14 protein-coding genes are annotated in these 12,751 nt (G+C 68.6%); 8 read left to right on the top strand and 6 right to left on the bottom strand.

What is annotated here, in order from left to right:
• Window positions 1-18: 18 nt before the first annotated feature.
• Window positions 19-753: a DnaA/Hda family protein gene (locus GBB76_RS02085; RefSeq protein ID WP_152301756.1), complete on the bottom strand. Its 735-nt coding sequence runs from the start codon at window positions 751-753 to the stop codon at window positions 19-21.
• Between the two features lie 3 nt (window positions 754-756).
• A complete protein-coding gene (locus tag GBB76_RS02080) occupies window positions 757-1,881 on the bottom strand; it encodes an AI-2E family transporter (RefSeq protein ID WP_152301755.1) in 1,125 nt (374 codons plus the stop codon).
• A gap of 212 nt (window positions 1,882-2,093) precedes the next feature.
• Between GBB76_RS02080 and GBB76_RS02075 the strand changes: the two genes are divergently transcribed.
• The 5 genes from GBB76_RS02075 to GBB76_RS02055 all read left to right on the top strand — a co-directional run bounded on the left by GBB76_RS02075 (window position 2,094) and on the right by GBB76_RS02055 (window position 6,248).
• Window positions 2,094-3,248, top strand: coding sequence for a benzoate/H(+) symporter BenE family transporter (locus GBB76_RS02075; RefSeq protein ID WP_152301754.1), 1,155 nt, complete (start codon window positions 2,094-2,096; stop codon window positions 3,246-3,248).
• A gap of 98 nt (window positions 3,249-3,346) precedes the next feature.
• Window positions 3,347-4,429 carry a phosphoribosylformylglycinamidine cyclo-ligase gene (gene purM, locus GBB76_RS02070; RefSeq protein ID WP_371717045.1) on the top strand — a complete coding sequence of 361 codons (1,083 nt, stop codon included), beginning with the start codon at window positions 3,347-3,349 and terminating at the stop codon, window positions 4,427-4,429.
• Between the two features lie 120 nt (window positions 4,430-4,549).
• Window positions 4,550-5,203: a phosphoribosylglycinamide formyltransferase gene (gene purN / locus GBB76_RS02065; protein WP_152301752.1), complete on the top strand. Its 654-nt coding sequence runs from the start codon at window positions 4,550-4,552 to the stop codon at window positions 5,201-5,203.
• Between the two features lie 114 nt (window positions 5,204-5,317).
• Entirely contained in the window at window positions 5,318-5,815 is a 498-nt protein-coding gene (locus GBB76_RS02060; RefSeq protein WP_152301751.1) for a MarR family winged helix-turn-helix transcriptional regulator, read from the top strand.
• Between the two features lie 31 nt (window positions 5,816-5,846).
• Window positions 5,847-6,248 carry a DUF1398 family protein gene (locus GBB76_RS02055; protein WP_152301750.1) on the top strand — a complete coding sequence of 134 codons (402 nt, stop codon included), beginning with the start codon at window positions 5,847-5,849 and terminating at the stop codon, window positions 6,246-6,248.
• A 4-nt stretch (window positions 6,249-6,252) separates the two neighbouring features.
• Here GBB76_RS02055 and GBB76_RS02050 read toward each other — a convergent pair whose 3' ends face one another.
• From GBB76_RS02050 to ndk, 4 genes are all read right to left on the bottom strand, one after another.
• Entirely contained in the window at window positions 6,253-8,367 is a 2,115-nt protein-coding gene (locus tag GBB76_RS02050) for a molybdopterin-dependent oxidoreductase (RefSeq protein ID WP_152301749.1), read from the bottom strand.
• Window positions 8,368-8,450: 83 nt separating this feature from the next.
• A complete protein-coding gene (locus tag GBB76_RS02045; protein WP_152301748.1) occupies window positions 8,451-9,194 on the bottom strand; it encodes a TerC family protein in 744 nt (247 codons plus the stop codon).
• A gap of 165 nt (window positions 9,195-9,359) precedes the next feature.
• Window positions 9,360-10,052 carry a TerC family protein gene (locus GBB76_RS02040; RefSeq protein WP_152301747.1) on the bottom strand — a complete coding sequence of 231 codons (693 nt, stop codon included), beginning with the start codon at window positions 10,050-10,052 and terminating at the stop codon, window positions 9,360-9,362.
• A 363-nt stretch (window positions 10,053-10,415) separates the two neighbouring features.
• The gene (gene ndk / locus GBB76_RS02035) at window positions 10,416-10,838 is read right to left on the bottom strand and encodes a nucleoside-diphosphate kinase (RefSeq protein WP_152301746.1); all 423 of its coding nucleotides are present in this window, start codon (window positions 10,836-10,838) and stop codon (window positions 10,416-10,418) included.
• 219 nt (window positions 10,839-11,057) lie between these two features.
• Between ndk and GBB76_RS02030 the strand changes: the two genes are divergently transcribed.
• From GBB76_RS02030 to GBB76_RS02020, 3 genes are all read left to right on the top strand, one after another.
• Window positions 11,058-11,309, top strand: coding sequence for a hypothetical protein (locus GBB76_RS02030; RefSeq protein WP_246669006.1), 252 nt, complete (start codon window positions 11,058-11,060; stop codon window positions 11,307-11,309).
• Window positions 11,310-11,564: 255 nt separating this feature from the next.
• A complete protein-coding gene (locus tag GBB76_RS02025) occupies window positions 11,565-11,783 on the top strand; it encodes a hypothetical protein (protein WP_152301745.1) in 219 nt (72 codons plus the stop codon).
• A gap of 401 nt (window positions 11,784-12,184) precedes the next feature.
• Window positions 12,185-12,739 carry a DinB family protein gene (locus tag GBB76_RS02020; RefSeq protein WP_152301744.1) on the top strand — a complete coding sequence of 185 codons (555 nt, stop codon included), beginning with the start codon at window positions 12,185-12,187 and terminating at the stop codon, window positions 12,737-12,739.
• The last annotated feature ends 12 nt before the right edge of the window (window positions 12,740-12,751 follow it).

Raw genomic sequence — 12,751 nt, 5'->3', positions numbered from 1 at the left:
GTGCACGCAACCTGTTGGCTAGACAATTAACGGACGCGCGACGCCGGACTCGGTCGAGCCCACCATCGCCTCGCCCTCCGCAGCGCGGGCCCGCAGAAGTTCCGAAGCCAGCGCCCGGGTCAAGGGCCTCTTGCGCGCCAGCGCCTCGCGGTCGAGTTCGGCCACGATGTCGCGCAGGCCGGCAATGGAGCGCTCCACGCGTGGCAGCAGGTAGTTGAGCAGCGCCTCGTCGGGCACGATCTGGCGGTCGGCGAACAGCTTCAGCGCCACCGCCGCGAGCATCTCGCCGTCGGGCGCGCCCAGCGTCACCGTCGGCAGCGCCCGCAGCCGCGAGGCGAGGTCGCGGGTGGCGAGCGTCGCGGCGAGCGCGGTGGGCGGGCGGCGCGTGGTGACGAGAAGGCTGGCGCCCTGCTCGCCGACGAGGTTGAGCAGGTGGAACAGCGCCGCTTCCGGCACCTCGCCCTCGCCGAGATCCTCGACCACCAGCGCCCCGCCGGCCAGCAGGCCGGGAAGCGCCTCGGCCTCCAGCCCGGCGGCGGGAACGACCGGCGCCCCGCTCGCCTGCGCGAAGATGGCGGCGAGGTGCGACTTTCCCGAGCCGTCCGGCCCCACCAGCGCCAGCGCGCGCGCCGGCCAGTCCGGCCACGCCTCGATCAGCGTCAGCGCCGCCTCGTTGGCCGGCCCGGGCAGAAAATCGTCGCGCGTGCGGCTGTCGGCATGCGGAAGGTCGAGGGGAAGCTGGCGCGAGGCCATGGCTCAGCGGATCCGCGAATCCGGCATCGCCGGGAGGCGCGGCGGCGGAAGCGCGCCGTGCTCGTCCTCGCCCGTGTAGAGCGGGCTCTGGAGATAGCGGTTGATGGCGAAGCGCACCAGCACGCCCACCGCCGCCGCCAGCGGCACCGCCAGCAGCAAGCCGAGGAAGCCCAGCAGATAGCCGAAGGCCAGCAGGGCGAACATCAGCCACACGGGATGCAGCCCGACGCTGTCCCCCACCAGCTTGGGCGAGAGGATGTAGCCCTCGATGAACTGGCCGAAGACGAAGATGCCGATGACGAACGCGATCATCGTGTAGTCCGGGAAGAACTGCACGATGGCGACGCCGCCGGCCAGCACCAGCCCGGTGAGCGAGCCGACATAGGGGATGAAGGTGATGATTCCCGAGACGAAGCCGATGACGAAGCCGAAATTCAGCCCGCTCATGGTGAGGCTGATGGCGTAGAAGCTGCCGAGAATGAGGCACACCAGCGACTGGCCGCGCACGAAGCCGGCAATGGCGCGGTCCATCTGCCGGGCAAGATCGCGAATGGTGGCGCGATGGCGAACCGGCAGCCAGGAATCCACCTTCTCGACCATGTGCTCCCAGTCGTTGAGAATGTAGAAAGCGACCACGGGCGTGATGACCAGCAGCGAGAACACCGAAAGCAGCGCCTGCCCGCCCGTCCACAGCCCCTGGATCAGGGTCAGCATGTAGGTGGCGCCCTGCGACACCAGTTCGTTGAGCCCGCTCTGCACGCTCGGCAGCCGGTCTCCGACGAAATTGCGCAGCCAAGCCGCGCTCTCGCCCTCGCCCGTCAGCATGTTCTGCAGCTTGCCGATATATTCCGGCAGACGCTGGATGAAGGCGGCGAGCTGCGAGCCGAAGATCGGCACCACCAGCAGCATCAGCAGGATGGCCAGCAGGAGGGTGAGGGTGATCGTCACCAGCGAGGCCACCAGCCGGTTGATGCCCCAGTTCTCCAGCCGGGTCGTCACCGGGTTGAGGAAATAGGCGAGCGCGAGGCCGGCGACGAAGGGCAGCAGCACGCTGGACAGCAGCCAGGCGGCCACGACGAAGGCCGCGAGCACCCCCAGCCAGAACGTCACCTGCTTGTGCCACGCCATACGATACGCACCCTCGAGAACCGGCCCGTCGCCGTCGGATAATTAGATACAGGAAAATCCCGTATCCGCGATGCACAAGAAGGATCACCCCCGCCATTCACAGCGGGTTGCGGGCGGCTTCCGCTCCCCCGGCGAAGGGAGCCGTGGCGATTCCGCCGTCCGCGTGGCAAAAGGCGGGCGGCACCCTTCCCCCGCCGGAAAGCGATCCCCGCATGCGTTCCTCCGTCGTCACCTCCGCCGTCGTCGCCGCGCTGGTCGGCTTCGGCGGCACGCTCGCCCTGATCGTCGCCGCCGCGCAGGCGGTGGGCGCCACCCCGGCGCAGACCGTCTCCGGCGTCATCGGCCTGTGCCTGTCGATGGCACTGACGTCGGCCTTTCTCGGCTGGCGCCATCGCATGCCGATCATCACCGCCTGGACGACGCCCGGCGCCGCGCTGATCGCCGGCTCGCACGGGCTGACCCCGGAGACGGTGGTCGGCGCCTTCCTGCTGGCGGGCGTGCTGATCCTGGTGACGGCGGCGGTGAAGCCGCTCGGCACGCTGGTGCAGCGCCTTCCCGTCTCCATCGCCGCCGCCATGCTGGCCGGCGTGCTGTTCCGCTTCTGCACCGCCGTGTTCACCGCCGGGCAGGCCGATCCGCTGCTGGTGCTGCCGCTGGTGCTGATCTTCCTGGTGGCGCGGCGCATCAGCCCGTTCGGCTCGGTGCTGGCGGTGCTGGCGATCGGCATCGCCCTCGCCTTCTTCCTCGGCCGGGTCGGGCCGCTGCCGGCCGGCACCTGGCCGACGCTGGAGCTGATCGCCCCGCGCTTCGACCTGCACGCGCTGATCGGCATCGGCCTGCCGCTCTACGTCGTCACCATGGCCTCGCAGAACCTGCCCGGCCTCGCCGTGCTGCAGGCGGCCGGCTACAAGCCGCCGACGCAGTCGATCCTCGCCGCCACGGCGGTCGCCTCGCTGATCACCGCCCCGCTCGGCTCGCTCACCAGCAACCTCGCGGCGATCACCGCCTCCATCTGCACCGGGCCGGATACCCATCCCGACCCGGCCAAGCGCTGGATGACGACGCCCTTCTACGCCCTCTCCTATCTCGTGCTGGCCGCCGGCGGCGCCTTCGTGGTGGCGCTGATCGCGGCGCTGCCGCCGGGGCTGGTGGCGACGTTTGCCGGCCTCGCCCTGCTCGCGCCGCTGGTGAACGCGCTCGGCACCGCCATGGGCGACACCGCCAAACGGTTCCCCGCCGTGCTGACGCTGGCGGTCACGGCGTCCGGCGTCAGCCTCCTCGACATCGGCTCGGCCTTCTGGGGCCTGGCGGCCGGGCTGATCGCGCTCGGCGTCGAGCATGCCGGCGCGCGCAGAAGGGCCGCCTGAGCCCGCGCCGCCGCCTGCCGGCCCGCCGCGCTCGCCCACCCGCCGCGCTTGCCGCCGGGCCGATAAGCCGCTAATCCGCGAGCATTCCCAGGGGACGCATGATGACCGGTACGGAAAAAGGCCTCAGCTATCGCGACGCGGGTGTCGACATCGACGCCGGCAACCGGCTGGTCGATCTCATCAAGCCGCTGGTCAAGGCCACCCGCCGCCCCGGCGCCGATGCCGATATCGGCGGCTTCGGCGGCGTGTTCGACCCCAAGGCCGCCGGCTTCAAGGACCCGCTGATCGTCGCCACCACGGACGGCGTCGGCACCAAGCTGAAGATCGCCATCGAGACCGGCCGGCACGAGACCATCGGCATCGACCTCGTGGCCATGTGCGTCAACGACCTCGTGGTGCAGGGCGCCGAGCCGCTGTTCTTCCTCGACTATTTCGCCACTGGCAAGCTGGCCCCGGAGGTCGGCGCCAAGATCGTCGCCGGCATCGCGCAGGGCTGCAAGGAATCCGGCTGCGCGCTGATCGGCGGCGAGACCGCCGAGATGCCCGGCATGTATGCGGACGGCGACTACGACCTCGCCGGCTTCTCGGTCGGCGCGGTGGAGCGCGGCGAGCTGCTGCCCTCGCCCAATGTGCGCCCCGGCGACGTGCTGCTCGGCCTCGCCTCCTCGGGCGTGCACTCCAACGGCTATTCGCTGGTGCGCCGTATCGTCGAGGTCTCGGGCCTTGCCTGGGACGCGCCCGCCCCCTTCGCGCCCGGCAAGACGCTGGGCGAGGCGCTGCTCACCCCGACGCGGCTCTATGTGAAGTCCGCCCTGGAGGCGATCCGCTCCACCGGCAAGGTCAAGGCGCTCGCCCACATCACCGGCGGCGGGCTGACCGAGAACCTGCCGCGCGTGCTGCCCAAGGGCACGGTCGGGCGTATCGACCTGTCCGGCCTCACCGTCCCGCCGGTGTTCCGCTGGCTGGCGCAGGTCGGCAAGGTGGCGCCGGAAGAGATGCTGCGCGCCTTCAACTGCGGCATCGGCATGGTGGTGGTCTGCGCCCCCGAGGATGCCGAGACGGTGGCCGACGCCTTCGCCGACGCCGGCGAGGACGTGGTGCATCTCGGCGCCATCGAGCCCGGCGAGGGCGCGGCCCACACCGTCTACGACGGCGCACTCGCCCTCGGCGAGCCGCTGTGATGACCATCCTTCGAGGCCCGGCGTCGCCGGGCACCTCAGGATGACGTTGTTCTAGAGATTCCCGTCATCCTGAGGAGCGAGCAAAGCGAGCCTCGAAGGATGCTGAAGCAGAGCTTGCCCATGACCAAACCTCGCGTGGCCGTCCTCATCTCCGGGCGCGGCTCCAACATGATGTCGCTGATCGAGGCCGCCAGCGCGCCGGACTTCCCCGTCGAGATCGCGGTGGTGATTTCCAACCGCCCGGAGGCGCACGGCCTCGCCCGCGCGCAGGCCTGCAACATCCCGGTCCGCACCGTCGACCACAAGGGCTTCGCCGACCGCGCGAGCTTCGACGCGGCGCTCGACGCGGTGCTGGAGGAGGAGCAGGTCGCGCTGGTCTGCCTCGCCGGCTTCATGCGCCTACTCACCCCCGGTTTCACGCAGAAATGGGCCGGCCGGATGATCAACATCCACCCCGCTTTGCTGCCGAGCTTCAAGGGCCTGCACACCCATGAGCGGGCGCTGGCCGAGGGCGTGAAGATCCATGGCGCCACAGTGCATTTCGTAACGCCCGAGATGGATGTCGGCCCGATCATCATGCAGGCCGCCGTGCCGGTGCTGGAAGCAGACACGCCCGACACGCTGGCCGCCCGCGTGCTGGCGCAGGAGCATGTGATCTACCCGGCCGCGCTGCGCCTCGTGGCGGAGGGCCGCGCCCGGCTCGACGGCGCCCGCGTAGCCATCGACGAATTCGAGATCGCCCCGCCCGCGCTGGTGGTGCCGCCGGCGCCCTGAGCCGCCCCCTCCTCGATGGATAACCGCCCATCCGCACGCGGCGCGAATATGATTGACTAGGAAACTATCTCGTTATAGTTTCCTAGTCAATCACTCTTGCCCCGGCGAGACGCCATGCCCGATCAGCCCGAAACCTCCGATCAGCCCCAAACCTCCGACCTCCCCCCCGTCTCCGACCTCACCGACCATCTCGGCTTCTGGCTGCGGCTGGTGTCGAACCATGTCTCGCACGCCTTCGCCGCCCGGCTGGCCGACCGCGACGTGACGGTCGCCGAATGGGTGACGCTGCGCGCGCTCTACGGGCGGCCGCCGCTGGCGCCGAGCCGGCTCGCCGACGAAATGGGCATGACGCGCGGCGCCATCACCAAGCTGGCCGACCGCCTGATCGCCAAGGGTCTCGTCCGGCGCGCCGCCGACCCCGAGGATGGCCGCGCCCAGACCCTCGCCCTCACCCCGGCCGGGGCGGCGCTGGTGCCGGGCCTCGCGGCTCTGGCCGATGCCAACGATGCCGCCTGCCTCGAACCGCTCACCCCCGACGAGCGCGCGAGCCTGGAGCGCCTGCTGCGCCGGATCGTCGACGCCCGGGGGCTCGCGGCCGTGCCGATCGACTGATTTCGACCCACTCTCACCGATGGAGACCACCATGGACCCGCGCAAGCAGGCCGTCGCCGCCGCATGCCTGAAAGGCGCCGAAGAGAATACGCTGAGCTTCCCCACGATCGTCGGCATGCTGATGGAGGAGGGTTTCGAAAGCTACGCCATCGACTTCCGGCGGGCGCGCGCGGCCTATTACTTCCCCGATGGCGGAAACTTCGAACTGCCCATGCACATGCTCGACGTGCCGGTGGCCGCCGCCTTCGATGCGGCGCGCCTCGGCGAGGCCATCCGCGAGGCGCAGCAGCAGGTTCCGGACTACAGCTACAAGGGCTTCTGCGCCAAGGCGGCGGCGGCCGGCTGCGCCTTCTATGTCGTGTCCTTCTCCGGCCGCTGCGCGCTCTATGTCGGGCGCACGGCCGAAACCCATGTCGAGCGGTTCCCGGACTAGCGGGTCATTCGCCCGTCTCCGGCGCCCGCTCGATCCGCACATGGTTGTCGTGCAGCGCCGCGCCGCCCACCGGCGCCACCGGGTCGGCGCCGGTCAGGCTGTTGATGCCGCGCCCGCCACGATGGGCGCGGTTCGGCCAGATCGATTCCGCCACCACCACGCCGCGCCGCAGCCCATCGAACAGGCGGGCATGCAGACGCACCTGCCCGCGCGGGCTGGTGACGCGCAGCAGATCGCCCTCGCCTATGTCGAGGCCGGCCGCGTCCTCGGGGTGAATCAGCAGTTCGGGGCGCTTCTCCCGCGCCACCGAACCGGGCGTCTCGGCGAAGCTGGAATTGAGGAAGGAGCGCGCCGGCGCGGTAACGAGGCGGAACGGATAGTCCTCCGTCGCTTCCTCGATCACCGCCCAGTGGTCCGGCCAGTGCGGCATGTCCTCATGCGGGCCGAAGCGGCCCGGCGCCGCATAGGGCACCTTCGCCCAGTCCGGCTTGAGCCGGAAGCGCCCGTCCGGCCAGGCGAAGCCCTTGAGATAATGCGCCGTCTCGAAATCCGGCTGCACGTCGAGGAAATGCTTTTCCTCCAGCTCTTCCACCGTGCCGCGCCCGGTCGCCTGCAGCATCCAGTCGATGTGCTGGCGCGGGCTCATGCGGAACCCCTCATGCGCGGCGCCGAGGCGCTCGGCCAGCGCGACGATCACCTCGTGATTGCTACGGCATTCGCCCAGGGGCTCGACCAGCTTGGGGCCGAGGATGACATATTGGTTGCCGCCGCCCTGATAGAGATCGTCATGCTCGGTGAACATGGTCGCCGGCAGCACGATGTCGGCCATGCGGGCGGTCTCGGTCATGAACTGCTCGTGGACGGCGACGAACAGGTCCTCGCGCGCGAAGCCGGCCAGTACCTTCGACTGGTCGGGGGCGACCGAGACCGGATTGGTGTTCTGGATCAGCATGGCGGTGACGGGCGGACCGCCGAGCAGCGCCTCGGGCTCGCCGGTCAGGATATCGCCGATGCGCGACTGGTCGAGTTCGCGCGAGGTGACGCCCTTGATGTCGCGGCCTTCCACCAGGCGCTTGTTCCAGCGGTAGATCGCCGAGTTGGAATGGAAGACGCCGCCGCCCTCGTGCTGCCACGCGCCGGTAAGGGTGGGAATGCAACTCACCGCATGCATGGCCACGGCGCCGTTGCGCGAGCGGGTGAAGCCGTAGCCGGCGCGGATGAAGGTTTTCGGAGTCCGGCCAATGGCGTGGGCGAAGGCTTCGATGTCCTCGGCCGGCATGCCGGTGATGGCGGCGGCCCAGGCCGGCGTGCGGTCTTCAAGATGTGATTCAAGACCGGCCGAATCATTGGCGAAATCAGCGAGATAGGCGCGATCGGCAAGGCCGTCCCTGAACAGCACGTGCATGATCGCGCAGGCCAGCGCGCCATCCGTGCCGGGGCGGATCAGCACCGGGATGTCGGCCTGCTCCATGGTCGGCGAGCGATAGACATCGACCACCGCGATCTTCGCGCCGCGCTCCTTGCGGGCGCGGATGGCGTGGGTCATCACGTTGATCTGCGTCGACACCGGGTTGGTGCCCCAGATCACCACGAAGTCGGACTTGGCCATCTCGCGCGGGTCCGGCCCGGCGAGCCGCCCGGTGCCGGCGAGGAAGCCGCTCCAGGCGGGGTTCACGCAGATGCTCGAGAAGAAGCGCGAATAGCCCTTGGCGTGGGTCAGCCGGTTGATGCCGTCGCGCATCACCAGTCCCATCGTGCCGGCGTAGTAATAGGGCCAGACGGCTTCCGGCCCATGCGCGCGCTCGGCCTCGCGGAAGCGGTGGGCGATCTCGTCCAGCGCCTCGTCCCAGCCGATGGGGGCGAAGGCGCCCTCCCCCTTGGCACCGATGCGGCGCAGCGGGCGGGTCAGCCGGTCGGAATGGTTGGCGCGCTCGGCATAGCGCGCGACCTTGGCGCAGATGACGCCGGCGGTGAAGGTGTTGGCGCTCGAACCGCGCACCCGTCCGATGCGACCGTCCGCGACCTCGATCTCCAGCGCGCAGGTCGAGGGACAGTCGTGCGGGCAGGCGGAATAGCCGGTGCGGGTGGCCGAGAGGGCGTCGGCGCGGGGATTAGGCATAGGCTGATTCATGACAAAGGCGCTCCGCCACCATCGTAGCGGAGCGCCTCGCCTTTTCACACCTTAACGCAGGGCGGTCGCGCTCAGTGCGCGGTCGCCTCCGCGCGGCGGCTCTTCGCGATCCAGCCGAAGGCCACGACGAAGGCCGCGCCGACGACCGCCGCGAGGTAGTGCGGCAGGGCCGCCGGCTTCAGGCCGACCGGATCCTCCGGATCCTCGATCTTCTCGACCAGCTCAGGCGCGAAGCCCTGCATGGTTTCCAGAACGATCTTGTCGCCCACCAGCATCTCGCCGGCGATCCAGCCCAGCAGCGCCGCGCCGAACCAGATCAGGGCCGGGAAGCGCGAGATCAGCTTCAGGATGATCTGCGAGCCGAAGATGATCAGCGGGATGGTGAGCAGCAGGCCGAAGATGAACAGTTCGGCATGGCCGCGCGCGGCGGCCGCGATGGCGACCACGTTGTCCAGGCTCATCACCGCGTCGGCGATGGCGATGGTGCGGACGGCCTTCCACAGGCTGTCGGCGCCCTCGACATGATGGGCTTCCCCGCCCTCGTCGAGCACCAGCTTGATGGCGATCCAGAACAGCAGCAGCGCGCCGACCACCTTCAGCAGCGGCACGCCGAGCAGGTAGGACACCGCGAGCGCGAACAGGATGCGCAGGCCGACGGCAGCGCCGGCGCCGAGCAAGATGCCCCATTTGCGCTGCTTCTCCGGCAGCGAACGGCACGCCAGCGCGATGACCACCGCGTTGTCGCCGGAGAGAAGCAGGTCGATCCAGATGATCTGGAGCAACGCTACCCAGAAGACAGGGCTCGAAAAGTCCATCGTATCCTCTCTGATCGTCGATATGTCGTTGAGCCTCGGGCGGCCCGTCCGTTCCGTGGTTTCTGGTATACGTTATTAAGTATCTCAGACTTCACGGTTCAAACTGAAGACGCCCGCGACGGATGAGGTCGCGGGCGTCAACGGGGAGGGAAACCCGACGATTTACTAGCCGTGCGCGGAGTGCGCGGTACGCCGGCGCGCCAGCACCCAGCCGATCGCCAGCACCAGGCCGGCACCGAGGGCGGCAGCCGCATATTCGTAATGGTGCACCGCGGCCTCGCCGAAGTACTCCAGCACCTTGACGTCCGACACGAACATCTCGCCGGCCACCCAGCCGAGCAGAGCCGCGCCGGCCCAGACCAGGAAGGGGAAACGCGCCAGCAGGCCCATGATGAGCGCCGCGCCGGCGATGATCATCGGGATGGAGATGACCAGGCCGATGATGATCAGCGTCCAGTTGCCATCGGCCACGGCGGCGATGGCGACCACGTTGTCGAGGCTCATGACGAGATCGGCCACGGCAATGGTGCCGACCGCGCGCCACAGATTGTCATGCGCGGCGACGCCGCCTTCCTCGCCCTCTTCCGGCAGAACCAGATCGACGGCGATGTACATCAGGGCCAGCGCGCCGACGACGCGCAGCCAGGGCAGGCCCAGCAGCACGGCGATGATGGCGGTGAAGACGATGCGCATGCCGACGGCGACACCGGCGCCGAGGATCATGCCGGTACGGCGCATCTTGTCCGGCAGCGACCGGCACGCCATCGCGATGACGACGGCGTTGTCGCCCGACAGGAGGACGTTGATCCAGATGATCTTGAGGAGTGCAAGCCAGAACAGCGGCTCGAAATAATCCATTGTCTTGTTCCCTCACCTGCCGCCCTTGAACGGACGGGGTTTGCATAGGTTTTTTGGCGTTGGCGCGCCGTGCAACGGTGAGGCAAGAGGAGGTGGCTCCGGCGGGCCCACTCCCGGGCGCTCTTGGCGCGCCAATACGGCATCCCCGCTGCGGGCCACTTCTCCGTGGCCGGACCCCCGCAGCGCCCATGACAGCAACATACATAATAATTCATGAGGTGGCCAACCCCATGTAACGCATTTTCATGACTTCGTTGTGCTGCGGCCGCACAGTGCGACGCTGCCGCGCAAAAGACAACGCCCCGCCCGGTATTTCGGGCGGGGCGTCAATTCAGCGTTCGAGAGGCGCGAAGACTGCGGCGATCAGCCGACGATCTCGTTGCCCGCGAAGAACTGGGCGATTTCGATGGCCGCGTTCTCCAGGCTGTCGGAGCCGTGAGCCGAGTTTTCGCCGACCGAAAGCGCGAATTCCTTGCGGATGGTGCCCGCGGCGGCATTGGCCGGGTTGGTGGCGCCCATCACTTCGCGATACTTGGCGACGGCATCCTCGCCTTCCAGCACCTGCACGACGATCGGCTCGGAGATCATGAAGTCCACGAGCTCGCCGAAGAAGGGGCGCTCCTTGTGGACGCCGTAGAAGGTCTCGGCCTGGGCGCGGGTGAGCAGGATGCGCTTCTGCGCGACGATGCGCAGACCCGCCTTCTCGATGGTGGCGTTGATGGCGCCGGTGAGATTGCGACGGGTGGCGTCGGGCTTGATGATCGAAAAGGTGCGCTCGAGCGCCATGGCTTCAATTCCTGAAACATTGGGGGGCGTTGGGTTCGCAGGGCTTATAGCGGGGCCTCCCCGTCCCGACAAGATGAGCCGCACGCGGCGTTTTCGACAGCGTTCCGACAGGCCGGGGGCGGCATCGTGCGAGATGAAAAGCGGCGCATTGCACGCAACCGGAGGCGGCCTCATCTGTTGTGACATCAACGCCGCCCGGCCCCAGCACGGATCGCCCCGATGAAGATGAGCCTGAACAAGCCCCTGACGGGAAGGCTGAAGCGGAGTCTTCTGGCCCCGCTGACGCTGGCGGCGCTGCTCGTCGGGCTGCCGGTCCTGCTGCTGCTTTCGGTGGCCGGCGCCGGCGCCGATCCGGCGCAGGCCGTCGCGGCCGCGAAGGGCTACCGCACCTGCTTCATGGAACGCCGGATCGACTTCGCCGGCGGCACCCCGCGGCTGGTCAAGGAGCGCCGCTGCGTATTCGCCGAATAAAGAGCGATCACGACTTCATGAACACCCCTTGGAACTTTACCGGGGGTGCTCACGTTAAGAGTGCATTAACGGATCGGGTGAGGCAAACACGTATGAACGAACGCGTATTGTTTCGTTCCGCACGGCACGCCAGAAATGATGGCGACGCTGGCGCCTATGTGATGCCTATCGCGTCCCTTTCCGAAGTCGAGAGTGAAGTAATGACAGCTTAGAACTCCGGTGGCCCGTCCGCCGGCAGGTGGACGAGGTGCGGACATGTTCAGGACGATTGTCATAAGCGCCGTTGCCGCAGCCATGGGCTTCACCGCGCTCTTTATCGGCGCGGCGTCCGCCACGGGTTACTTCAAGCGCGCGGTTCCGGTTGCCACGGTGGAGATTCCCGCCGAGCCGGTCGCCGGTGATTGCGTGATGCAGAGCCGCTGGATGAGCGATGCGGGCCGCATGGTCCAGGTCGAGCGCGCGGTCTGCTACTGAGAATAAAGGTTTCGGGCTCGCGGCATCCCCACTCCCCCAAGCCCCAACGCGAGCCCAATAGCCCCGGCTCCTCCCCCAGGGAGCCGGGGCACTCTTTTTTCAGCCCCCTTCCGATGAACATCAGCCAACGGCACGTTCAGGCGCCGTTGTCCGGCCCCGTGCATGATGCACCCATTCCGGAAACGGAAACGCGCGGCGCCGGCCGTTCCCGCCGACCCGGCATGCGTCGCACGATATGGCCCCGGTCCTGCCCCGCAGGGTCGGGGCCTTTTCGTTCGACGGACCGGCCGGCGCTGTGCCGTCCGTGATGGCGGCCATCACCACTGCGAATTGGAACGACCGGCCCCGAGGCTGCACCATGGCGCCATGCCATCCTTCGTGACCAAGCCGAGAGGACGCCCGTGACCGCCGCCGCCAGTTCCCTCAACCTTGCCGATCTCCTCACCCGTCGCTACCGCGATTTCGCCGCCTACAATGCCTGGGCCAATGACCGCCTCTACGCCGTGGCCGCGCGGCTGGGCGAGGAGGCCTATCGCACCGACGGCGGCGCCTTCTTCGGTTCGGTGCATGCGACGCTCAACCACCTTCTGACAGGGGACCGGATGTGGATGCGCCGCATCACCGGCACCGGCGACGCGCCGGACCGGCTCGACGCCATCCTGTTCGACACGCTCCCCGTCCTCACCCTCGCGCGCCGCGCCGAGGACGAGCGGATCGCGCGCCACGTCGCCACGCTGACCGCCGACGATCTGGCGGGCGAGCTGCACTATGCCAATGCCAGCGGCGCACGCTTCATTCAGCCGCTGACCGGGGTGCTTGACCACGTCTTCAACCACCAGACCCACCATCGCGGGCAGGTCCACTGCCTGATCAGTAGCTTTCTCGGCAAGGAGGCGGCGCCCTCACTCGACCTCATCTACTTCCAGCGCGAGACCGGCCGGACGCGGCCGGACTGAACCCGGGCAGGC

Source organism: Ancylobacter sp. TS-1 (assembly GCF_009223885.1).
Classification (GTDB): domain Bacteria; phylum Pseudomonadota; class Alphaproteobacteria; order Rhizobiales; family Xanthobacteraceae; genus Ancylobacter.
The sequence above is the reverse complement of the archived record's forward strand: the minus strand, read 5'-3'. Positions and strand labels throughout refer to the sequence as shown.